The organism is Roseibium sp. AWQ4_290 (assembly GCF_056160985.1).
In genome coordinates this window covers 54,234-77,647 of record NZ_JBSWYG010000022.1, presented here as the reverse complement: position 1 = coordinate 77,647, position 23,414 = coordinate 54,234, and the positions used below count along the sequence as shown (strand labels likewise).

21 protein-coding genes are annotated in these 23,414 nt (G+C 57.6%); 18 read left to right on the top strand and 3 right to left on the bottom strand.

Features of this window, described 5'->3' with window-relative positions; genetic code table 11:
• Nucleotides 1–30 precede the first annotated feature (30 nt).
• Nucleotides 31–948: a LysR family transcriptional regulator gene (locus ACXAH0_RS20595; RefSeq protein ID WP_475194734.1), complete on the bottom strand. Its 918-nt coding sequence runs from the start codon at nucleotides 946–948 to the stop codon at nucleotides 31–33.
• 132 nt (nucleotides 949–1,080) lie between these two features.
• On the opposite strand from ACXAH0_RS20595, the gene ACXAH0_RS20590 reads away from it, so the two are divergent.
• Nucleotides 1,081–2,004: a DMT family transporter gene (locus ACXAH0_RS20590; protein WP_475194732.1), complete on the top strand. Its 924-nt coding sequence runs from the start codon at nucleotides 1,081–1,083 to the stop codon at nucleotides 2,002–2,004.
• 48 nt (nucleotides 2,005–2,052) lie between these two features.
• On the opposite strand, the gene ACXAH0_RS20585 is transcribed toward ACXAH0_RS20590, so the two are convergent.
• On the bottom strand, nucleotides 2,053–3,069 hold the full coding sequence (locus ACXAH0_RS20585) for an alpha/beta hydrolase (RefSeq protein WP_475194730.1): 1,017 nt from the start codon (nucleotides 3,067–3,069) through the stop codon (nucleotides 2,053–2,055).
• Nucleotides 3,070–3,288: 219 nt separating this feature from the next.
• Here ACXAH0_RS20585 and nagZ point away from each other — a divergent pair, with 219 nt between their 5' ends.
• The 15 genes from nagZ (at nucleotide 3,289) to ACXAH0_RS20510 (ending at nucleotide 19,433) form a co-directional block, all read left to right on the top strand.
• A complete protein-coding gene (gene nagZ, locus ACXAH0_RS20580; protein WP_475194728.1) occupies nucleotides 3,289–4,308 on the top strand; it encodes a beta-N-acetylhexosaminidase in 1,020 nt (339 codons plus the stop codon).
• 11 nt (nucleotides 4,309–4,319) lie between these two features.
• Nucleotides 4,320–5,159, top strand: coding sequence for a segregation and condensation protein A (locus tag ACXAH0_RS20575; protein WP_475194726.1), 840 nt, complete (start codon nucleotides 4,320–4,322; stop codon nucleotides 5,157–5,159).
• A complete protein-coding gene (scpB, locus tag ACXAH0_RS20570; protein WP_475173119.1) occupies nucleotides 5,152–5,853 on the top strand; it encodes an SMC-Scp complex subunit ScpB in 702 nt (233 codons plus the stop codon). The genes ACXAH0_RS20575 and scpB overlap by 8 nt, the downstream gene beginning before the upstream one ends.
• Nucleotides 5,853–6,992, top strand: a complete 1,140-nt coding sequence (locus ACXAH0_RS20565) for an ABC transporter ATP-binding protein (RefSeq protein ID WP_475194723.1) — start codon at nucleotides 5,853–5,855, stop codon at nucleotides 6,990–6,992. The genes scpB and ACXAH0_RS20565 overlap by 1 nt, the downstream gene beginning before the upstream one ends.
• Nucleotides 6,993–7,225: 233 nt before the next feature.
• Entirely contained in the window at nucleotides 7,226–7,450 is a 225-nt protein-coding gene (locus ACXAH0_RS20560) for a twin-arginine translocase TatA/TatE family subunit (RefSeq protein WP_475173114.1), read from the top strand.
• A 41-nt stretch (nucleotides 7,451–7,491) separates the two neighbouring features.
• Nucleotides 7,492–7,977, top strand: a complete 486-nt coding sequence (gene tatB / locus ACXAH0_RS20555) for a Sec-independent protein translocase protein TatB (RefSeq protein ID WP_475173111.1) — start codon at nucleotides 7,492–7,494, stop codon at nucleotides 7,975–7,977.
• Nucleotides 7,974–8,774 carry a twin-arginine translocase subunit TatC gene (gene tatC, locus ACXAH0_RS20550; protein WP_475173109.1) on the top strand — a complete coding sequence of 267 codons (801 nt, stop codon included), beginning with the start codon at nucleotides 7,974–7,976 and terminating at the stop codon, nucleotides 8,772–8,774. The genes tatB and tatC overlap by 4 nt, the downstream gene beginning before the upstream one ends.
• 81 nt (nucleotides 8,775–8,855) lie before the next feature.
• Nucleotides 8,856–10,136, top strand: coding sequence for a serine--tRNA ligase (gene serS / locus ACXAH0_RS20545; protein ID WP_475194721.1), 1,281 nt, complete (start codon nucleotides 8,856–8,858; stop codon nucleotides 10,134–10,136).
• Nucleotides 10,137–10,244: 108 nt separating this feature from the next.
• A complete protein-coding gene (surE, locus tag ACXAH0_RS20540) occupies nucleotides 10,245–11,009 on the top strand; it encodes a 5'/3'-nucleotidase SurE (protein ID WP_475194718.1) in 765 nt (254 codons plus the stop codon).
• A gap of 16 nt (nucleotides 11,010–11,025) precedes the next feature.
• Nucleotides 11,026–11,718: a protein-L-isoaspartate(D-aspartate) O-methyltransferase gene (locus ACXAH0_RS20535; RefSeq protein WP_475194716.1), complete on the top strand. Its 693-nt coding sequence runs from the start codon at nucleotides 11,026–11,028 to the stop codon at nucleotides 11,716–11,718.
• A 249-nt stretch (nucleotides 11,719–11,967) separates the two neighbouring features.
• Nucleotides 11,968–13,359, top strand: a complete 1,392-nt coding sequence (locus ACXAH0_RS20530) for a peptidoglycan DD-metalloendopeptidase family protein (protein WP_475194712.1) — start codon at nucleotides 11,968–11,970, stop codon at nucleotides 13,357–13,359.
• 626 nt (nucleotides 13,360–13,985) lie between these two features.
• Nucleotides 13,986–14,381: a hypothetical protein gene (locus ACXAH0_RS20525; RefSeq protein WP_475194708.1), complete on the top strand. Its 396-nt coding sequence runs from the start codon at nucleotides 13,986–13,988 to the stop codon at nucleotides 14,379–14,381.
• A 39-nt stretch (nucleotides 14,382–14,420) separates the two neighbouring features.
• Nucleotides 14,421–15,764 (top strand): hypothetical protein, encoded by a 1,344-nt coding sequence (locus tag ACXAH0_RS20520; RefSeq protein ID WP_475194707.1) that lies wholly within the window; start codon nucleotides 14,421–14,423, stop codon nucleotides 15,762–15,764.
• Between the two features lie 91 nt (nucleotides 15,765–15,855).
• Entirely contained in the window at nucleotides 15,856–17,046 is a 1,191-nt protein-coding gene (locus ACXAH0_RS20515; protein WP_475194704.1) for a hypothetical protein, read from the top strand.
• A complete protein-coding gene (locus tag ACXAH0_RS20510; RefSeq protein ID WP_475194701.1) occupies nucleotides 17,043–19,433 on the top strand; it encodes a hypothetical protein in 2,391 nt (796 codons plus the stop codon). Before ACXAH0_RS20515 ends, ACXAH0_RS20510 begins: the two co-directional genes overlap by 4 nt.
• A gap of 838 nt (nucleotides 19,434–20,271) precedes the next feature.
• Here ACXAH0_RS20510 and ACXAH0_RS20505 read toward each other — a convergent pair.
• Nucleotides 20,272–21,144: an ATP-binding protein gene (locus ACXAH0_RS20505; protein WP_475173421.1), complete on the bottom strand. Its 873-nt coding sequence runs from the start codon at nucleotides 21,142–21,144 to the stop codon at nucleotides 20,272–20,274.
• A 239-nt stretch (nucleotides 21,145–21,383) separates the two neighbouring features.
• Here ACXAH0_RS20505 and yajC point away from each other — a divergent pair, with 239 nt between their 5' ends.
• Both yajC and secD read left to right on the top strand, forming a co-directional pair.
• The gene (gene yajC / locus ACXAH0_RS20500; RefSeq protein WP_475194696.1) at nucleotides 21,384–21,716 is read left to right on the top strand and encodes a preprotein translocase subunit YajC; all 333 of its coding nucleotides are present in this window, start codon (nucleotides 21,384–21,386) and stop codon (nucleotides 21,714–21,716) included.
• Nucleotides 21,717–21,799: 83 nt separating this feature from the next.
• Complete coding sequence (gene secD, locus ACXAH0_RS20495) at nucleotides 21,800–23,413, top strand: protein translocase subunit SecD (RefSeq protein ID WP_475173090.1); 1,614 nt, start codon at nucleotides 21,800–21,802, stop codon at nucleotides 23,411–23,413.
• Nucleotide 23,414: the final 1 nt, after the last annotated feature.

Below are 23,414 nucleotides of genomic sequence, written 5' to 3'. Positions count from 1 at the left end.
CTCCCATCAAAAGGCTGGTCGTCCGGATTTTTATTCGGCAGCTTCTATTCGGGTTTCGGTCAGCCTTCCTGTGAGATCGGCGGACAGATCCCGGTAGACTTTCGCGATGGCATCCATGGCCTTGCGGACGGCCGGTTCCCGGCGCACATCCCGGTGAACTATAATGTGTTCCGGATAGGTCAGCTCCGCCAGGGGCCCAGAAAGCGGAACGAGATCCGGATGGGCATTGCCCATGAAAACGGGTAGCAGGGAAAGTCCAGCGCCGGATACGGTCATGTTCAAGAGTGTGGTGATCGTGTTCGTTCGCAGACGCGGGCGGAGGACCTTGTGGTCTTCCATCCAGCGCATATGGGCTGGATACCAAAGGTCATCAGGCGCAAATCCAAGCCAGTCGCAGGCGGCGAACCTGTCATCGGTCAAGGCTTCGGGATGTGAGGCCACATAGGATCGTGCGCCAAAAATGCCATAGGCCAGATCGCCGACCTTCCGGGCACTCAGCGTATCTGTTTCGGGAAGGCAGTGGCGGATTTGCAATTCGATGCTTCGGGTCTGATGGTCAACATTCCGGTGGCTGGAGATCAGTTCAAGTTCGATCCCGTCAAGAAGGGCTGACAATGCTGCGAAACGATCCGTGAGCACCCTAGCACGGACTTCGTCCACCGCAACGCGCACAACCTTCAAGGAGGCTCCGGACAGGTCCGGCAGCACACGGGAGGCAGCTTCTGCGCTCTTGCGCATCTGGGCGGCAAGGGGGATCAGGCGCACTCCGGCTTCCGTCGGCTTGAGGCCCGTTGGGGTCCTGTCGAAGAGACGGGCGCCGATACGGTCTTCGAAGGCTTTCAGGCGCCGGCTCAGCTGCGGCTGGCTGAGATCCAGCGCCTTTGCGGCGCTGGACAGGGAGCGCATGCGGGCGGCTGCATCAATGAGTTTCAGATCATCCCAATTCATAAGACATCTATACAGAAGTGCAAAAATTCGGGCAATAGCATGTGAATATGCATGGCTGGCATGGGCAATTGAGGAGTTCCAACCTACCGTTTGACCCGGTAGAGATGCCGGACTCACCCAATGGAGACGGCCATGGCGCCCAATAGCGACTATTTGCGACAGGAAAATACGGGTCTTGCGGTTCTGCTGGCGGTCGCAGGCATGGCGGCCTTCACACCTGTTTTTGCGGCCGGAAAGATTGCCGATGGGCTTTTGCCGGTGGCTGTTCTGGTCTGGCTCCGGTTTCTGGGAGGCGCTGTCACGATTCTTTCGGTCGGGACGGTGCTGCGCGTTCCTTTGGCCATGTCGGTCAGCCCGCTCTGGAAACTGCATTTGCTGCGGTCCGTCTGCGGGGTCGGTGGCTTGGGGTGCTCGATCTATGCGGCCAGTGTGCTGCCGCTGGCCGATGCGACTGCGATCAGTCTCACCAAGGGCATCATTGCGATCGTGCTTGCCGGGATCATCCTGAAGGAAGTGATTACGGGCCGCCACTGGATCGCCGCCGGACTTTGCGCGCTTGGCGCCTATCTTGTAGTCCGGTCCACCAGTCAGGGGAACGGTATGAGCGCTTTTGCCTTTGACGGGGTGGTTGCAGCGCTGATGGCGGCGGTGTTCATGGCTAGTGAAGCCTTGATCATGCGCTATCTGGCCCAGCGGGAAGACACGGTTACGATCCTTGCCTATGTGAACGTGTTCGCAAGCCTCCTTCTGACTGGCCCCGCCGTGTGGCTTATCGTGACGCAGCAGATATCCTCGACAAGTCTTCTGGCCTTTGTTTGGCTCGGGCCTGTTGCGATCTTAGGCCAGTCGCTCAATGTTTCCGCTTACCGCAGGGCCGGTGCTGCCACGCTGGCTCCAGTCTATTACGGGACTGTGGTCCTGTCGGCCCTGTTCGCATTTGCCGTCTGGGGTGAGGTACCGGCTCCGCTGGCCGCAGCAGGCGCCGGTCTGATCATCCTTGGCGGACTGGTCCTGACCTTGCCCTTTGCGGCGAAAAAGCAGTCCACAGCGTCCTGAGGGCCGGTAGCGGGCTGCGGCAGACAGTCTGGCGCAGAAATGCCGCCATCAGCCATCGAGAAGCGCCTTAGTCAGAAAGGGCAGACTTTCATCAAGCCGGTAGTCGATCGAGGAGTGATTGTCGTCGAACTCCTGATAGACATGACGAACCCCGGCGGCCTCCAGCTTCCTGTTCAAGCGGCGGGCGCCATAGACGAGATTGTACTGATCGACAGAGCCGCAATCGATCCAGAACCCTTTTAGGGATTTGAGCGCGTTGATATGCTGGCCGGCGATCTCGACCGGATCCCAGGCCAGCCAAGCCTGCCAGCGGTCCTTTATCAGTTCACACGTTTCCAGATCCACAGGCAGGCGAATGCCGCAAAAAACCTCCGGATCCGGATCAGGGTCATAGGTGGCTGCCATGGCCAGGGTCATCAGATCATGCATGGCGCTGCCTGCATATTTGGGCCCTTTTTCAAACTCGGTGACAAACGCCTCAATCGAGCCTGCCTTGGCCAGGGTGCGCAGCACATTCGGCATTTCCGGCAGATAGCACAGGTCAAACGCCATATCTCCGGAATGGCAGGCCGCAGCGGACCAGACGTCTGCATGTTTCATTGCATGAAGGAGGGAGCCGTAGCCGCCAGAGGACTTTCCGAACAGCCCGCGTCTTCCGGGGCCGCCGCATCTGAAGCGACCTTCAACATCTTCCAGCATTTCCGTTGTCAGCCAGGTTGCCCAGGGACCAATGGACAGGCTGTCGATATATTGGTTGCCGCCCAGGCGGGTGAAACAATCTGGAAAGGCAACCGTGACCGGCGGCAGCGCGCCGTCATGAATCAGCCGATCGAGCCGCTCGGGAACATTCTCGCCAAAATTCTTCCAATTCACATGGGCCGGGCCACCGGCGGTGAAACCGACGAGATCCACCAGAAGCGGCAGGCCGCTACCGTCATGGCCATGGGGCGTATAGACAACGATTTCCCTTGTGGCCGTATCCCCCAGACGGTTTTGGCCAAGGATCTCCGAGCGGTGGGAGAAGCGGTGCAGCGTTCCGGAGGGGATGTCGAGGCGGGCGCGCATGGAAGGCTCCATTCATAGGGGGTGCGAGTGTGCCTTTCGGGCAAATCGCATTCCGTCGGAGGGGCCTGTCGCTGTTTGACCTGAGAAGTGTCAACGCAAAAGGAAAACGGACTGAACTTGACCACGGGCGGCGCTTTAGATTGCAAGATCAGCGCATCGGCGCAAGGGCTGCCGCCCGGTTTCTTGACGGGGCAGGGGCAGCCGGGTAATCGAAGAAGCATGACCAAAGCCTTTATTTCCGGCTGCGCCGGAACGTCGCTTTCCGAAACTGAAACCGCCTTCTTCCGGCAAGCCGACCCGTGGGGCCTGATTCTGTTTGCCCGCAATATCGAGACCCCTGCCCAGGTGGCGGCACTGACCGCTGACTTCAGGCAGGCCGTGGGCCGCAAAGACGCTCCGGTTCTGGTGGACCAGGAAGGCGGCAGGGTGCAGCGTCTCAAAGCGCCGCACTGGATGAGATATCCGGCCCCCAAACTTTATGGGGATCTTTATGCCCAGGACAAGGCGCGGGGCCTGCAAGCCGCCCGCCTGGGAGCGCAGCTGATCGCCAGAGATCTTTATGACATCGGCATCACAGTTGATTGCCTGCCCTGCTTGGATGTGCGTTTTCCGCAGACCGTTGATGCCATCGGCGACCGGTCCTTGTCGGATGACCCGGACGTCGTGGCCACCCTTGGAGCAGCCATGGTGGAAGGGGCGCTTGCCGGAGGCGTATTGCCGGTGATCAAGCACATTCCGGGGCACGGGCGGGCCACCGTCGACAGCCATCTGGAGCTGCCAAGGGTGTCAGCGGATTCTGATACGCTGAAAGCCGTGGATTTCGTACCGTTCAAGGCACTTTCCAGCGTGTCTTTGGGCATGACAGCCCATATTGTCTATGAAGAGATAGATCCGGGAATAGCGGGCACGCAAAGCAGCAGGATTGTTCAGGAGATCATCCGCTCCCACATCGGTTTTGAGGGCTGTTTGATGAGCGATGATATTTCGATGAAAGCTCTGGGCGGAAATCTGTTCGACCGGTCGCAAAAAATCATCGCAGCGGGTTGTGACATTGTGCTGCATTGCAACGGTGATATGAGCGAGATGGCCGCCGTGGCCGATGCAGTGCCGGCTCTTGAAGGGGCTTCCGAACGGCGCTGCCGCGAAGCCCTGGCAGGCTGGAGGGAACCGGCCGCCGGATTTGACAGGAATGCAGCCCGGGACGCGTTTACCGCCCTGACCGGGTGGCAGGGCGCTTAACCGGAGCTTGAATGGCCGACGCGGATACCCAGACCTCTTTGCCGGAAGACGGTTCCTTCGATTTGCTGACCAATGTCAGCGCGGCGGAGGACCGGGCCCTGTCCGATCCGCAGCTTGTGGTCGATGTGGACGGATTTGAAGGTCCGCTTGATCTTTTGCTGGGGCTAGCCCGGACCCAGAAGGTGGATCTGGCCCGGATCTCGATCCTGCAGCTTGTGGAACAATATTTGGACTTTGTCACCGAGGCCCGCCGGATGCGTCTGGAACTCGCCGCCGATTACCTGGTGATGGCCGCCTGGCTGGCGTTTTTGAAATCGAAATTGTTGCTTCCGGAGCAAAAGGATGAGGACGAGCCAACCGGCGAAGAACTGGCCGCGGCCCTTGCCTTCCGTCTGCGCCGCCTGGAAGCGATGCGCGAGACGTCGGAAAAGCTCATGAACCGCAGCCGGCAGGGGCGGGATGTTTTTCACCGCGGCGCCCCGGAGACCATGTCCGTTCAGCACAAGAGCATCTGGGATGCGTCGATCTACGATCTTCTGTCGGCCTATGCGACCCAGAGGCAAAGACAATCGGTCACCTCTGTACGGGTGCTCAAAAGAAACGTCTGGTCGCTTCAGGAAGCGCGGGATCTTCTGACCAAACTGGTCGGACGGGTCAGCGAATGGGCTCCCCTGAATGCCTATCTCCGCGACTATCTTTACGACAACAAGGACTGGGCCACGATTGTTGCCAGCACCTTTTCCGCCAGCCTGGAAATGGTGAGGGAAGGCCAGGTAGAAATCCGCCAGGGAGAGCCGTTTTCACCTGTCTATATCCGCTCCATCAACGGGGAGGCGGAGACGGATGGCTGACAACCGGGAACTCGACCTGGCCTCGGAAAAAGGCAGCAAGGTCTCCTCTAAAGCCGACCTGAGCGGCCAGCGGATGATCGAGGCGCTGCTTTTTGCCTCCAATGAACCTTTGTCGCTTGAAGAACTGACTTTGCGCGTTCCGGAAGGAACGGATGTACTCGGCCTTCTTGGCAAGCTGCAGAAACTTTACGCTCCGCGCGGGGTCAATCTGGTCAAGGTCGCCGGAAAATGGTGTTTCCGCACGGCCGAAGATCTGGCCTATCTGATGCACCGCAATGTCGAAGAACAGCGGAAACTGTCACGCGCGGCGCTGGAGACATTGGCCATTATCGCTTATCACCAGCCGGTCACCCGCGCCGAAATCGAAGAAATCCGGGGCGTCTCGACCTCCAAAGGCACGCTCGACGTGCTGCTGGAAACCACCTGGATCCGCATGCGTGGACGGCGGCGGACACCCGGCCGGCCGGTCACCTATGGCACGACGGAGCAGTTTCTGGTCCACTTCGGGCTGGAAACTGTCAAGGATCTGCCGGGTCTGGAAGAACTCAAAGGCGCGGGGCTGCTGGACAGCGCCGTGCCGGCCTCCTTCGTCGTGCCCTCGCCAAGTGACGAAGTCACTTTGACGGAAGACGAAGATCCATTAGAAGACGGATCTCTGTTTGACGAGACAGCGGATGAAACTGCCGGGGCCTGATGCCACAGGAAAACAAGGCGCCATATTCCAATGGCAATGGACATACACTGAGTTGGGGCGCGCCTGGAACCGCGGGCGCTACCATCGCGGCAGGGCTGGTCTTTGACGCGATTTCTCATGATTATGACGGCATTCCTTCGATCCACGAGGTAAGCCTGTCGGTCGCGCCGGGGGAGATTCTGTGCCTATTAGGCCATTCAGGCTGCGGCAAGACCACCTTGATGCGGATTGCGGCTGGGGTTGAGCGTCAAACCCGGGGCAAGGTGATCATCAATGGCCGGGAGATCGCCGGGGAAACGGTGTTTCTGCCGCCGGAAAGACGCGGCGTCGGCCTGATGTTTCAGGATTATGCCCTGTTTCCCCATATGAGCATCCTGGACAATGTCACATTTGGGCTTTCGAAGCTGCCGAAACAGGAGGCACGCGCAGCGGCGCTGGCAGCCCTTGGCCGGGTCGGGCTGGCGGACTATGCACCCGATTATCCCCATGCGTTGTCTGGTGGCGAACAGCAGCGTGTGGCGCTTGCCCGTGCGTTGGCTCCCCGGCCCGGGATACTGCTCATGGACGAGCCTTTTTCCGGTCTGGACAAACGCCTGCGTGACAGTGTGCGCGAAGAAACTCTGACCGTGATCCGCGAAACCCGGGCCACCTGCATCATCGTGACACATGATCCGGAAGAGGCAATGCGTATGGGCGACAGGATTGCCCTGATGCGCCGAGGGCGCCTTGTGCAGCATGGCTCCGCCGCTGAACTCTATAACAACCCGGTGGATCTTTTCGCGGCGCGGTTCTTTTCCGAATTGAACCAGATTGAGGGCCGGGCAACCTCAGAAGGTGTCGAAACAGTGCTGGGGGTGATGCCTGCGAAGGATCTTGACCCGGGAGTGGCTGTTGACGTTTGCATCCGGCCGCAGGGCCTGTGCCTGAGCGGGGCCACGCAGCCGGGAACGAGAGGCCGCATCACCTCAAAACGTTTCGTTGGTGAGGTGGACCTTTTGTCTGTTGCTGTTGAAGGGCTGGATCAATCCCTCAAGGCGCGGGTCAAGGCAGGCTGTCCCTGGGAGCCAGGAATGGATGTTTCTGTTGAGGCCGACCCCAAGGACGTGCTTGTTTTTTCCCGTCAGGAGCCCCAAGTCTAGTCCACGCGGCACGGCCTGGCCCGGGCCAGACCCCGGACAGATGACCGGTGTCGAAACAGGTACTGAGTGTTGTGTGGTAAGGTGATTGCACGCAAGGCTGGCAAACGGATTGCCGGGACCATCATCACTTCGTCTGACGGCGAAAAATGTTGTTCGAGTGTATGTTGCGCGGTCTCATCCGTTTTTGTACAAGGGCCGAAGGGCTTTAAAGCCAATTATCAGGAGTTTGGCGTATGGGCATTAGTATCTGGCAGATCTTGATCATCGCGGTTGTGGTGGTTTTGCTGTTTGGACGTGGCAAGATTTCCGAATTGATGGGCGATGTCGCGAAGGGAATCAAAAGCTTCAAAAAAGGAATGGCCGAAGACGACACTGCTGAAGCGCCGAAGACAATCGATCATCAGGCCGCTGACACAGCTCCGTCTGCGAAAGCGGAAGATCAGACCAAAGCGAGCTGATCCTGATCTGCATCGCGTCTCCCTAAGGGACGAAGGTTCTCATGTTTGATATCGGCTGGACCGAACTCATGGTGATTGCCTGTGTGGCGATCATCGTCGTAGGTCCGAAAGACCTGCCGCGCATGTTGCGCACTCTTGGACAGACGGTTGGAAAGATGCGGCGCATGTCGCGGGAGTTCCAGTCCACGTTCAATGATGCCTTGCGCGAGGCGGAGCAGCAGGCCGACATTGCCGACATGAAAAAACAGGTCGAGGATGCCGCGAATTTCAATCCTCTGGGAGATCTGAAGAAATCCATTGAGGGAGACGCCGCGCAAAAGGCTTCCCGGCCAATGACAAGCAAACCGGCGTCCGCAACCGGCAATCCGACTGTCGGCGGGAGCGCCGCTTCTCCTGCAGCAGACGGCTCAGATGCGGCAGCTGATGGCCCTGTTCAGGTGGCCGCAACATCGCCGGAGCCAGCGCCGCCCCCTGCATCAATGGACAGTCCGGCCCAGCCGCCGGTGACGGAAGACGTTAAGGCATGAGCCAGGATGACATCGACGCCTCAAAGGCGCCCCTGATCGAACATCTGATCGAACTGCGCCAGCGGCTGATCTGGTCCATTGCGGCGATTTTGGTGATGTTCGTCATCTGCTTCTATTTCGCCACAGACATCTACAACATTCTGACACTTCCCTATCTGCGCGCTGTCGGGGAAGGGCATCCGGTGGAAATGATCTTCACCGCCCCCCAGGAATGGTTTTTCACCCAGCTCAAACTGGCGCTGTTTGGCGCGCTGTTTCTGGCTTTCCCAGTGATCGCCAGCCAGATCTACATGTTTGTGGCTCCCGGGCTCTACAAGCATGAGAGAGGCGCTTTTCTGCCGTTTCTGGTCGCAACGCCGATCCTCTTCCTGATTGGTGCCAGCCTCGTCTATTTTCTGGTCATGCCCATGGCAATGGGCTTTTTTCTGTCTCAGGAACAGCTGGCAACGGATGGACAGGTCGCCATTCAGCATCTGGCCAAGGTCAGCGAATATCTTGGCCTGATCATGCTGCTGATCTTTGCTTTTGGTCTTGTATTTCAACTGCCGGTGGTTCTCACGCTTCTGGGACGCGCGGGGCTGGTGTCGTCAGAAGATCTGAAGAAGAAGCGCAAATATGCCATTGTCGGCGCTTTTGCCGCCGCCGCAATTCTGACACCTCCGGACCCGATCTCTCAGATCGGCCTTGCACTCCCGACACTGCTTCTCTACGAAGTCTCCATCCTGTCCGTCAGGTTTGTGGAGCGCCAGCGCGCGCAGCGGGAAGCAGAGCGTGAGGCGGAAGACGCAGCCGCCTGATCCCAATAGGCTGCATCTCATGCGGGAACGCCAGCCGGGCGGACGGATGTGTTGACAACGACCGTCGTTCGGAAAGCGAAGATGTTTGATATTAGATGGATTCGGGAAAACCCAGACGCATTTGACGAAGCCTTGGCAAAACGGGGCTATGAAGCTTCTGCCGCCAAACTGATTGCTCTGGACGATTCCCGCCGGTCACACATCACCAAGCTCCAGGATGCGCAAGAGCGCCGCAACGCCGCTTCGAAAGAAATCGGCAAGGCGAAAGGGACTGGCGACGATTCCCGTGCCCAGGAACTGATCGACGAAGTCGCCAAGATCAAGGCGTTCATCCAGGAAGGCGAGGAGGAGGAGCGCGCGCTCAATGCCGCCTTGGAGGCGGCCATGGCCGTGATCCCCAATCTTCCCCATGACGATGTGCCGGAGGGGGCGGATGAAGCGGGCAACGTGCTTTTGAAGACCCATGGGGAAAAGCCCGTCTTCACGTTCAACGAAAAGCCGAAGGAGCATTTCGAGCTTGGCGAGTCGCTTGGAGCCATGGATTTTGCGACGGCGGCCAAACTCTCCGGATCGCGCTTTGTCGTTCTGAAAGGGCAGATCGCCCGGCTGGAACGGGCGCTTGGCCAGTTCATGATCGACCTGCACACCCAGGAAAACGGCTATACGGAAGTTTCGCCGCCGCTGCTGGTGCATGCCGACCCGCTTTTTGGCACCGGCCAGCTGCCGAAATTCGAGGAAGACCTCTTCAAGGCTACGACGGATCACTATCTGATTCCGACCGCCGAAGTGCCGCTGACCAATCTGGTGGCCGGAGAAATCCTTGCCGAAGAGGCCTTGCCGCTCCGCGTGAGCGCGCTGACCTATTGTTTCCGCTCCGAAGCCGGGTCTGCCGGCAGAGACACGCGGGGCATGCTGCGCCAGCACCAGTTCCAGAAATGCGAGCTGGTCTCGGTCACACGGCCGGAGGATTCTTTGAGCGAACTGGAGCGTATGCTCGGATGTGCGGAGACCGTGCTTCAAAAACTCGGTCTGCATTACCGGGTTATGACGCTTTGCACCGGAGACATGGGCTTTGGCGCGCGCAAGACCTATGACATTGAGGTCTGGCTGCCGGGGCAGGACACCTACCGGGAGATCTCCTCGTGTTCGGTCTGTGGGGACTTCCAGGCCCGTCGCATGAATGCCCGCTACCGGCCCGCCGGCAGCAAGCAGACGGTGCATGTGCACACACTCAACGGGTCCGGGATTGCCGTTGGCCGGGCCCTGATCGCGGTTCTGGAGAATTACCAGAATGGCGACGGGTCGGTTACGGTTCCCGACGTTCTACGGCCCTATATGGGCGGGCTGGACAGGATCGGCTAAGCCCGTCCGGGCGACTTCCGAGGCGGCGGGTGTATGCCCGCCGCTTTTCGAACTCTTTCTGCTGCGCCGGTTGGGCGCAGTGTGTTCAGCTTCCAGGACAGCACAGCCATGCGTATTCTGATTACGAATGATGACGGTATCCATTCCCCCGGTCTCGACGCGCTGGAAAGGATCGCCCGGACCCTGTCCGACGATGTCTGGGTTGTGGCGCCTGAAACCGACCAGAGCGGGGTGGCCCATTCTCTGACCCTTGGTGATCCCCTTCGGCTCAGGTCCCTTGATGACCGGCATTTTGCAGTCAAGGGCACACCGACGGACTGTGTGATCATGGGGCTGCACAAGGTTTTGCCCGGGCGCCCGGATCTGGTTCTGTCCGGCATCAACCGTGGGCAGAACCTGGCTGAAGACGTAACTTACTCAGGCACGGTGGCCGGAGCAATGGAAGGGGCGATTCTCGGCATCCGCTCAATTGCCGTCTCCCAGTCCTATGACTGGGACGTGAAGGCGGAACCGAATTTCGCAGTGGCCGAGACCCATGCGCCGGACCTGTTCAGAAAGCTCGTTGAGTTTGATTTGCCGCCTTACAGCCTTCTGAATGTCAACTTTCCTGCCTGCGCGCCGAAGGCGGTCAAAGGTGTGAAAGTGACCGTTCAAGGCCACTACGAACAAAGCGGCCTGTTGCTGGACGAGCGCCATGACGGACGCGGCTATCCTTACTACTGGCTGCGCTTCCGGGAGCGCGGCAAATCTGTGTTTGATAATTCTGACCTTCAGGCAATTGCGGATGGATATGTCTCCGTTTCGCCGTTACGCATAGATTTGACGGCACATGATCTGGTCACGAACCTTACGGATGCGTTGACCCAGTCCTAGGACAGGAGAGTTCCATATGGCCGGCCTTCCGCCCGGCACGCACCGGACACCGCTCTCAAACGCTTTGCCGGATGAGGCGGAGACCCGCGCCGCCCTGGTTCTGGCCTTGCGGCGGCGGGGCATTGGGGCCCGCAACGTGCTTGCCGCCATTGAACGGGTGCCAAGACGCCTGTTCCTGTCCGCCCGCCATCACAGCCTTGCCTATGAGGATGCGGCGTTGCCGATTGAATGCGGTCAGACCATGGCATCTCCCTCCATGGTGGCCCAGACCGTGCAGGCGCTGAAGATTGACCCCGGCCAAACCGTGCTCGAAATCGGGACAGGCTCCGGCTATCAGGCTGCCGTGATGGCGCATCTGGCCGGGCAGGTGTACACGATCGACCGCTATGGCACCTTGAGCGACCTGGCAAAACGCCGTTTCGCTGCCTTGAAGCTGGGCAATGTTACGCCGCTTCAGGCGGACGGGTTCGAAGGCCTGAAACAGAAAGGCCCTTTTGACCGGATCGTGGTAACGGCTGCGGTAGACAGCATTCCTGATACCTGGGTGCAGCAGCTCAAACCCGGCGGTTTGCTTGTTGCGCCCGTGGGCAAGAAAAACCAGCTGCAATCCTTGATCCGGTTCACAAAATCCGAAAATGTCATGACAGCGGAAACCCTGCTTCCGTTGCGGACGGTCATGCTCCAGAGCGGACTTGCCAAGACCCTGTGACGGGTCTTCTTTTCAAGAGACTACCGGTGGGCGAATCGAGACCAAAAAAATGAATCGCGCTCCGGCCATTTGCGGCCTTGTTTACTATGAAGCCAGCCTTTTTCCGGTTGCTTGAGGTGAAAAGGACTGAAATCAGGCAGGTTTTTGCGGCAAACATGTCCGCTCTTCAGTCTTTATAAACCTTACTGGCGTTTACTCTTAACCATAACAGCCATTGTTAGCGGTATGAGTAAGGCGATGATGAAGCGGATGCGTACCCTCCGCGGGGATCTACTTGGTAAAGCGGCAACAGTTTCTCTGGTTGCGGCCTTTCTTGCAGGATGCTCCGGCTCCGTTGAGCGGTTCGGTGAGCCGCCCTTCTATACGGGCAATACGGACAATCAGCGCGAAATATTGGCCGGCAAGGCACCCGATCAGCCGAGTTACCAGGATATCGCCAACGGGCCCGGTGGAACCAGTGCCGGGTTGCCACCGGCCGGGTCGGGGCCGGTAACGACGGGCTCCATCTCCAGCTCCTCCGCGAGTATCCAGTCAGCGCCTCTGCCAGCGCCTGTGATCGCCAAGTCAACACCTGCCGCAGCGCCCGTTGCCGCACAGCCTGCACCTGAAGTGGCTGCCACCGCACCTGGGAAAGACTGGAAAGGCTGGACGGCCACTGGAGGGACGCGGGTCCAGGCCCGCCAGGGCGATAATCTGAATTCTATTGCCCGCCGCTATGGTGTTCCTGTCCAGGCGCTCGCATCCGTAAATGGTATCAGCGATCCGAGTCAGGTTCGGGCAGGGCAATCGCTCGTCGTCCCGACCTATGTCTATTCGGACCGGAACGGGCTCGCCAGCACGACGGAAGGCGAAACCGGCAAGGTGAAACTTCCTGCTGTTGCCCGCAATGAGCAGGTTGTCACGGGAACCATCACGAAAACGACCGGGATCGCTCCCCATCCGGAGCGTAAACCTGCACGTCAGCCAACCTTTGCACAGATCAGCACAACAAAGACGGTTGCCGCTGAGCCTGCGGTTCTGAAGGTGAGTGCCCTTCCCAAGCGCAAACCTGCCTATGATACCCGGCCTGTGACCACTGCGTCGATCGCGACTGTGACCCCGGCCAAGACATCCGCTAAGTCCAGTGCGCCCGTTGCAGCTCCGTCTCAGCCGGTGAAAAAGGCAGCCCTGCCGGCCCCTGCTGTGACCAAGGAAGCCAAACCGACCGAGCCGATCAAGACACCGGTTGTGGCCAGCATCCAACGGGATGCGGATGTGTCGACCGAGATGTTCCGCTGGCCGGTGCGCGGGCGCATCATTTCGGATTTCGGCACGAAGCCGGGCGGTGGCAAGAACGAAGGCGTAAACCTGGCGGTGCCAGAGGGGACGCCGGTGAAGGCGGCCGGAGATGGCACGGTTATCTATTCCGGCAACGAGCTGAAGGGCTATGGCAATCTGGTTCTGCTGCGCCACAGCGATGGCTGGGTGTCCGCCTATGCCCATAACAGCGAGCTGAAGGTCAAGCGCGGCGACAAGATCCGCCGTGGGGATGTGATCAGTCTGGCTGGGGCGACCGGATCCGTGAGCCAGCCGCAAGTGCATTTCGAGCTGCGCAAGGGCAACAAGCCCGTCGATCCGCTGCAACACCTGCCGCAACGCTGAAGCATTTTTTTTAAAAACAGAAAGCCCGGCCAAACGGCCGGGCCCATACCCTGAATCTGGTCACAAGCAGATCGGCTCACGTGCCTTTAGAAAAAGCGAGAGCATTGATCCAGGGCAGCTATTTGTTGCCATGCATGTTTAGGCTCCGGCATTTCGCGAAACTGCCATTCGCGCCTGGCAGGCTCGCCGTCGCTTCCGGCCCAAAGGCGACCTTGACGAACGAGCTGGATGCCGCGACGCACCTATCGAATTAGGACGTTCGCCGCATTTACTCGGTGCTGAACCGATCCAAAATCAGCTCAGCGGACAAAGCGGACTTTAGTTTCCTTCAACCCTAGGTCTAGTTTGCTGAAGACCGCCAAAATGCGGCACAAATCCGGGAAAAACCAATTGAGCATGACGACGTTCTAGGGTGCCAGGAAGGGCTCGCTTAACAATGAGTAGCTTGCCGGATCAGGAATTCATGGAACGTCGGGGTAGAACAGTCCAACGCATGGGTCGTCGGCGAAGCGTACGCCTCGGCAACGTGCACCAGAAGAAACGGCCTCTCAAAAAAAGCCGCTACCCCTCTTTAGCAAATCTCTGTCAATGCCCTTAAAACGTGATTTTTTCTCCAAAAGGTTGAATTGCGTCCGAAATTCACTACAATCTTTTGCTTTCCGGGGGAGGATATTTCCATGACCAAAGAAATTAAGCTTGGCAGTTTTACCTTGAGGGCAAAGTCAGCGGATGCCGAAAAACCGGACGCTGAACAGGAACTGAAAATTGCTGTCGAAGCGGCGTTGGAAGAATATGAACCAGAGCCTGGGGAAGCTGTCCCCAGCGCCAAGGATTTTGAACTAAGGGAAGAGCACCCCACAGGCGCCGAAACGCTTTTAATTATTTTCCTGACAAGCGCGGCGACGGCCGGTGGCGCCCATTTCGGCAAGAAGACCGTGGACGCAATCTGGGAGCTTGTGGCCTGTAGATTGCGCAATTCCCGTACCGCGCGAATTGACGTCAAAGATGACGATCATTCGTGAATCTGTACCCACCCTTACGGCTCAGAACTCCTTCACTCCATGGGACTGACGACTTATTTCAGACGATGCGATCCCGACGGGCTGGCTATTGCGCGGCTGTGTCTTGGTATTGCGCGTGCCATCTGGCGAGACCACATCGTTGATGTGAATGCCCCACATCTTCACCCCGACACCAGGCGATATCTCAAATCCCTGGCTGCCCAGATGGAATTCTACGCAAAGAACGCGAAGAAACCCAAACCGAATGAAACTCGATTGGCTTTCATGGAAAAGCTGCGCGAAGCCCATGAAGTTTCCAAGAAGAATGCTGGACCCGGGGTCGAATGGCTCAAGTTCGTTCTGGTCTGGAAGGAAATCTTTGGCATCGTGGATAATTACTACTTGTTTGGGCGTTCCGAGCGCCTCAAACACGATGAATGGTATAGTGATGGTGGTGAGCGGGCGGAACCCGGGCCGGTCTTGAGAACTTTCGTTGAAGAATCTAAAGGGGTGGTGCGGGTTCTGGAGCATGTCTACGAGGACGTCGTCGGCGAGTTTCCGCGCGTGCATGCGAACATCGAGATTGAAACCATCGCCTCCAACGCGCCCAGTCAGATGGGGTACGACTTTGCGTCTATGCCGCGGGTCAAGGGCAAAGTGACGTCCGAAAAGAGGGAGCACCCCGAATTCAACCCCTCTCCCTATGGGGATTTTCAACGTTCGCGCAGGATCATCGTAGAGATTCCTTACCCCTGTGATCGAGCGACGGCCTTTGCCTACGAATGGGTTATTGCCCACGAAATCGGGGTGCATTTGTTTTCGCAACTGGCCAACGAGAAAGGTCCCCTGAATGATGGAGATTATCTGGCCTTTTCCGAAGGTTTCATGGATGCCGCTATTTTGGATGTTATTAAGGACAGCTCGCGGAACGCCAAGGATGTGCCCAACCTTGTGGGAGCTGATATCGCCAAAGGGGCTCAGCTTCGCACTGATGCCCGCCTGTCGCAGGATCTTCCCAGCGACATGAGCTCTGAGCGCAAGGTCCTCTGGCGTGATGAAGTGCCTCGTGGATTCCGTTGCTGGGAGCATCTCATAGAGCTTGCCGATAACTTGAATGTTCAGGACCGAGGTGGGCTTGAATCCAAGATCTGGGCCCGACGCGTCGCGCTGAAACTTAATCTGCTGGATTTAGTAAAGGAGGAGCGCGCGAAATTTATATCCGGCCTCCAGATCATCTTTGATGTGACCAATGATGAAGCTGGTCAACAGATGAGGGTGCGCCAACAGCGCGAGTTGGCCGAATTTCTCGACGAAATGCGGGTGGCCGAGACACTCGACGATGCCGCAGCTTGCATTCGGGACTGTCTTACAAACTCGCGGCCCTTTTCATCTTTGCATTTCTAGAAAAGTCTCGAGGTTGCAAGACTCTTGACAATTATATTACATTACCTTAAGTTGTAACGTAATATAAAATAGGTATCGAAAGGCAGAGCCGATGCCCCTCACAAACACCCATTTTGAAAAGCTCGCTCAACTAAGGAATCGAGACCTCTTGAACGCCTTACTTGTTGCGGACAAATTCGGTTACGAAGATCTTGCACGGCAGACTCGCAGGTCTGCCGCATCACTGCGCGTTCAGTTTCATCGGTGGGAATCCCTTGGCCTGACCCTGTTGGAACAATGCGGGACGGTTACCGAAGACGGGCCTGGACGAAACCCACGGCTGTTCCAGCTGAACCCGCGCCTGCGCGACGATGTCGAACGCGCGTTGGAAAAAATACACCATCAGTGTCCGGAGTTCCCCAAACGCGACAGCCTGCCTGATATCAAGTCAGCCGAAGCCTCCCTTTTGCGCGCGATGAGCGGCAGAGAGCTTGATTTATCAGAGATGTTTCACACTGCAACGCGGGCGCTCGAGCGCCTGAATAGGGTCGAGTCGACAATAGCTGGTCGCAGCTCGGAAGAGCTAGGCTTCCATGTTAGCAATACACTGAAACAAAATCTCATTGGCCAGAAGGTAAGCGCCGAGATGCTGATGAAATCCGTTTTGACGCAGATCGCGAGCAAGCCAGAGCAGATCAATGAAAAGGAAGATCGAGCCTTTTGGTATGCCAAGAAAAATGAGGGAGAAGGCCCAGCCCGTATGGCCTACTACTTTGCCGAAATCCCAGATCGATCTGTCAGCGGCTTCGGTGGTATGCTGAGCGCGCGCATGAAACACAAACTTTGCAACGCCATTGACGACTATCTTAAACCTAGTATGCCGGAATTCTTGCCGGGAGGGCGGCTGCGCACCGGATTTGTTCATGTGCTGAAAGAGTCTTTGGAGCTGGAAAAGATCGATTCCAATTGGACGGGTATCGTCGATCGACTGTGGGAGGGGGCAGATCGCTGTACGCCGATACGCGATTTGCCTGAATTGCTTCAGATGCAAAAAGCAATTGAAGACCGTGCGGCTGAGGATAACCCGGATTTAGTGGACTTCTCGCATGACGGGATTGCGTCACGGGATTCCGAAGGTCCGGTGCCAGAGGCGGTCATTGAGGACATCGCCGCCTTGGAAAACATGCCCCGGGCGCGGATACCGGAAAGCCGTGATCGCGCGATGGAAGAGGCTTTCCGCGCGCCCTTGAAGGCATTGGTGAGAAAACTTCCGTTGCCCGATATCGCGGTCTTTGCACGGTGACCATAACTTCCCAAGATACCTCCAGGGTCCGGGAACTCGATTATTTTATCGAGCTGATCGAATTTCGAAGTGCGATCCGGCAAAGTCGGTTGGACTGCGAATGGGTCGAAGACCCCGCACACCCGTCGCGCAGGCTGCTTTACGTGCTCGATTCCAACGTCGCACACCTTTATTTCCAGCCGACCAAGGAGGTCGCATCCACCCGCGCATTGCCAAAGTCGCTCAAATCCTCGGTCGACAATTTCATTGCCATTATCTCGGCGCATTTCATTTTTGAAGGCGCATTGCCCGGGAGAGGCAGGATCAAAACTTTCATGGACGCCGGACATATTGAAGAGTTCACTGCGCAGATTCAGCGCGCACGCGACGAGTTGCACGAAGGGTCGGCAGCACTATCCAAGGAAACCGCGACTAGGCTGAGGAAGGATCTCGTCAGGTTCGATCGAGCCATAAGTCTAGCCAAATTGGACGATCGCAAGCTGGCAAAAACAGCCGATACTTGGTTTCGAAAGATATTCGAGACCTACGGTATCGAAGGTCTGGGGGCTTACCGCCTGTTGCATGATCTCATCTACAAGCGTGATCAAATGTATCCTCTGCCGCTTGGCCCGTATTTCCGCGGACTGGATGTCAGCAACCCCGATCCCGCGCTTGTGGAAGTTTGGTCAAAGGCTCTTGAGAACGAGGTCGGACCGGATCTGCATAAATCCCGCAACCTGATGACCGATGCCGTTTGCCTTGCGCGGATCGAAACCATCAATAATTATCTCAGGGATCATGGCACGAGCGCACGCTACGTGCTTTTGACCACCGACACCAAAATCCTGCGTGCCGCGAGACGCAGGCAACCGGACGACCCTGATGGCCCTCAAGGACCAATCGTCCGCTCGGCGCGGCAATACATCCCGCTTGGCAATATTCACGACATGGACAATTTCATTGGCACGACGCGCGGAACTGATGCCATCGAGCAGGCCATCGATTCACATTTTGCCTTGGAAGAAGTCCACCCTCGCGACCGTGACAGGCGACTGGATTGGCTGCATGAAATCGCGACCGCTCTTGCCAAACGATTCCGCGAAAAGGACGTCGATCCTGAATTCCAACGCCGGAACAGAGTGTTGCTTAAGTACTATTTCGACTTGCCGGACACGGAGACCACGATGGACCGGATCCGCTCAGTCTGGACGCAGCTGATCGAAAACTCGGTCAACCTGAACAAGAACCTGATTCTCGACCATTATCAGCTCTGGATGGAAGGTGTGCAGGACATCCTGCAAAAGGTGAGCCTGGACAGGCAACGCTCCGTCGGCAAATACTATGAGCAAACACAGCTTGACGCCGCAGGAAAGCTGGCCTGTGCTCACATCTATATCACATTGAGTTATCAGATATTTTCCAACCTCGAATCTGCCAGAACCTGGTCCAGACTCGGTCTAGGGGTGCGGCTGGATACCGGCAACCAGCAATCCGGCCCGCATGCCATCGCCAAGAGGGTAATAGGCGCCCTGGCCTCTGGCCAGGAACGCGATATTGGCAAACAACTCAGCAAGCTGACCAAGAACCCCCAAGATCCACAGCAGGTAATCCTCGCGTCCGCGGCCATTGCTTTGCAGTGCGGCCTTTGGAATGTCGCCATCGAATTGGCCGATCTGGTGGTCAATGAAAAGGGCCGAGACCCTGGACCAACCGAAACATTGATTCATTGCCGTGCAAACCTGATTTATGCCTTGGCCAAGCGGGCATTGGTCATGAGCTCAACGAATGAAGAGATTTCCCAATCGGCGGTCAGTGACGAGAGGTTGCGAGTGTCGCTGAGGCGCGTCGCCGACGACCTTAAACGCCTCGAATACGACCTTGAAGCGTCTATTGCCCATGCCGAAATCGCGTGGACTTATCTATTTGAAGCGTTTCGCGAGCCGAATAAAAGGATTGATGAAAGCACAAGCGACAAGATCATAGTCGAAATTGGCAAGTGCTTTGATTTCTCGGACCCACGAAGGGGTCGCCGGATAAACGATTTTACCGGGAAGGACATCCGCACCATTGTTCAGGCTCGCGCCGGCGCTGCGCTTCTGTTCCTAATCCTTCAATTCCGCAGTCGGGATCAACGCGTTCCCGCATCAGCTTGGAATTGGCTTAGGTCCGCGAGGGGGGCTCTAGGAAAGATCAGTCGGGGTGGGGACCGCCAAAACCGAAACCAATTGTGGGCTTTGCTGTGGGAAATCTCGAAGAGAATTAAGCCTGGCTTCAAAACCGAGGATATCGCCGACGGACTTCCAGGACTCGAAAATTACCTATTGCTCAAGGACGACGACGTCGTCAGCGGCTTTCCTGTTGAAAGGCAGTTTATTTGGACCCTGATTCAAGTGCCGCAACAGAATTGACGATGGCCCCTGCTCCGGGCTGGTCGGATGAAAACTCTTTTCCATGACAAACGCTGGCGTGTTCGCTGTAGCATCTGGTACTCAGAATGGTGGGTTAGTGAGTTTTTTGGGGCGCCGTTTATGTTTCTGATGGGACCAACGAAACGGGGTCAGTTCCTAAAGCTCGGACGTCCGTGCCAAGTGCAGAAAAATGCAGATTGGGCTCTCTACCGCCAAGCGGTGGCGCAGCATGAACACCTCTTGGACCACTTCACGAATGTCAGCTTTTTGCCCAAGAGGCTGACCGGCTCGCGCCTGCCGCAAATTCACACTTTCCGCCCGTTTAGGTTTTCGCTTGCCGTGAAGCGAAGGACTGTTTGCACGATAAGCACTGGAGATTGACAAGATTGCGGTTAAGACTCGGGCGATTTATTCCAACCTGAGTAAATAAGACCCTATTGGACCGTGACTTGAGAGCGTTCAGCAAGGAGTATGCCACAGGGCGATATGGGGCATCGTCTAGGACGTGCAACACGGGGGAAGGCTCTCATGTCGTGGCCTTTGGAGGCTCTTTCAGGCCCGCTGCGCTGTGTCACGCCGCTTGCCCGGCCCAACAAGGTCGGTCTGCGCGCCTTGCCTTGCCAGCGAACCTGAAGAATCCATCCAAAAGGGTCTTATCTGGTGAGGCTGGTATGACGTTGATGGCACAGCAGGGCCGGGGACGTCGCAGTTTCATACTCAATTCTGATTTTTAATGCGTCTCCAAACCCAGAATACCCTGTTGGACCAAGGGGTAAGGGTTAGACTTTTCTATCCGTCCACATGTTGGTTCGGGGCTGGGCCAAACAGCCGGGCTCTTTCAGGACATGGGGACGCCCAGCCGTCCCGCCAGATCCTGAATAAACTGAAAGGCCACCCGACCGGAGCGGCTGCCGCGTGTGGTGGACCATTCCAGGGCCCGGGCCTTGAGATCAGCATCTTCGATTGTGAGGCCATAATGAGCGGCGTAGCCGCGAACCATATCGAGATAATCATCCTGACTGCATTTGTGGAACCCGAGCCACAGTCCGAACCGGTCGGAGAGAGAGACCTTCTCTTCAACGGCCTCTGCCGGATTGATCGCGGTGGAGCGTTCGTTCTCGATCATGTCCCGGGGCAGGAGATGGCGCCGGTTCGAGGTGGCATAGAAGATGACATTGTCCGGCCGGCCTTCAATGCCGCCGTCCAGAACCGCTTTCAGCGATTTGTAGGACGTATCGTCATGATCAAAGCTGAGATCGTCGCAAAAGAGAAGGAAGCGGAAGGGGGCAGGCCGGATCTGCGCCATCAGCTTTGGCAGGCTTTCAATATCTTCCCGGTGGATCTCGATCAGCTTCAGGCTGTCCGTACCGCGCTCCCGGTTGACCGCCGCATGGGCCGCCTTGACGAGGGACGACTTGCCCATGCCTCTGGCGCCCCACAAAAGAGCATTGTTGGCCGGAAGGCCTTGCGCAAAGCGTCTGGTATTGTCCAGCAGCAGATCGCGGACATGGGAAACCGCACACAAGAGAGTGATGTCGACCCGGTTCACCGAAGCGACCGGATGCAGGTCTCCCGGGTCAGGGACCCAGACAAAGGCATCCGCGGCGGACCAGTCGGGAAGGTTTGGGCGCTGAGGCACGGCCCGGCCGATCAACTCGATCAGAGAATCGAGTTTTGCGTTCAACGCTGCAAGGTCGTTTTGCGCGGTCATCATTCTTGCAACCCCTGTCGAAAAGGCCCATGTGTGACCCTAAAGCGTGTTGCGCGAGCTTTAACATGGGGCAGGTCACTCGAAAACGCCAATTATTCCCATAGCGGTACGCTGGAAATCGCTTCCAAAGCTTGAAATGAGGCGCGCCACAGTTATAGTCCGCGCCACTAGAATTCAGCGCGTTTTACCCTTGGGTGTATTTCCTGAGGGAGAGATAAAACGCCCCTTAGGAGAGTTGAATGTTTATCACCCCAGCCTATGCGCAGACGGCCGGAGCCGCTGGTCCGAATTTCCTGATTCAGATCCTGCCCTTCGTCGCCATCTTTGCGATCATGTATTTCCTGATCATCCGGCCACAGCGCCAGCGCATGAAACAGCATCAGCAAATGGTGGCCAATTTGCGCCGTGGGGATACAGTTGTGACCACGGGCGGCCTCATCGGTAAGGTTTCCAAAGTGGTTGATGACAGTGAATTGCAGGTGGAATTGTCGGAAGGCGTGAAAGTCCGTCTTGTCCGGTCCATGGTTCAGGAAGTCCGCTCCAAGACCGAACCGGCCAAAGAGACGTCCTGATCCCTTGGGAAGGCGCCATTTGGCGCAGTGATCTATGTGCCGGGCCGGCTCAATGCCGGCCTGGCTGTTTTTAAGGCTTCATCATGCTTCATTTCGCCCGTTGGAAAATCGCGCTGATCGTTCTTGTGATCGCCGCCGGCATCCTGACGACGCTGCCGAATTTCTTCACCGCCAAACAGCTGGAGAGCTGGCCCGATTTCCTGCCTAAGAACCAGATGGTTCTGGGCCTGGATCTCAGAGGGGGGGCCTACCTTCTTTATGAGGTGGACAAGAAAGATTACATGACCAAGCGCCTGAAAGGTCTGGTCAGCGACATCCGAGACACGCTGCGTCAGGATCCGCGGATCGGATATACCGGCCTTGGGGAACACAGCGGCGAATCGGCCCAGGTCCGTATCCGGGACCTGACCCGTCTGGATGAAGCCCGCGAACGCCTTCAGCCGCTCGTCAATCCGCTGGTTTCCAGCCTGTTTGGCGGACAGCAGGTCAACGAGTTCGAAATGACGGTGGGCGACGACGGTCTAATCCGTTTCACCTACAGCGAACGGGGGCTTGAGGACCGCATGACGAATATCGTGCAGCAGTCCATCGAGGTGATCCGCCGCCGCGTGGACGAACTCGGCACGACAGAGCCGAGCATTCAACGCCAGGGGGCGGACCGCATTCTTGTGGAAGCCCCAGGTGAAGATGACCCGGAACGCCTCAAGGAAGTCATTGGCACGACCGCGCAGCTGACATTCCATCTGGTGGATACGTCCATGTCGGGCCAGCAGGCGTTGCAGAGCCGCCCGCCGGTCGGCACTGTGGTGGTCTACTCGGTGGACGACCCGCCGATCCCGTATCTTCTGGAGGAAAAGCCGCTTCTGGAAGGCAAGGATCTGGTCGATGCCCAGGTCAGCTTTGACCAGAGAAACAATGAGCCCGTTGTCAATTTCCGGTTCAATCAGTCCGGTGCGCGCACATTCGCGCAAGTCACCCAGCAGAATGTCAACCGGCCCTTTGCCATCGTGCTCGACGATGAAGTGATTTCCGCGCCCGTCATCCGGGAACCGATCACGGGCGGCTCTGGGCAGATTTCCGGCAGTTTCACGGTTCAAAGTGCCAATGACCTGGCGGTGCTGCTCCGTGCCGGGGCGCTTCCGGCCCAGTTGACGGTCATTGAGGAGCGCTCCATCGGACCGGGGCTTGGCGCCGATTCCATCGCCGCCGGCGAGATCGCCTCGATCATTGCCGGTCTTGCCGTGATCATCTTCATGATCCTGGCCTATGGCCGCTTTGGCGTAATTGCCGATCTGGCGCTTCTGGCCAATATCTTCCTGATCTTTGGGGCCCTGACCGTCCTCCAGGCAACCCTGACCTTACCGGGCATTGCCGGGATCGTGCTCACAATCGGGATGGCGGTGGATGCCAACGTCCTGATTTTCGAACGTATCCGGGAAGAGGCACGGGCGGGCCGCTCGGTCATCTCCGCCATTGATGCGGGGTACAGCCGTGCGCTAGGCACCATTTTGGATGCCAACATTACCACGCTGATTGCGGCCGTGATCCTGTTTCAGCTCGGCTCCGGTCCGGTCCGCGGCTTCGCGGTTACGCTGGCCATCGGCATCTTCACCACTGTTTTCTCAGCCTTCACGTTCAGCCGGCTGCTGGTTTCGCTCTGGATCCGCCGCCGCCGTCCGTCCGAACTGCCGATTTGAT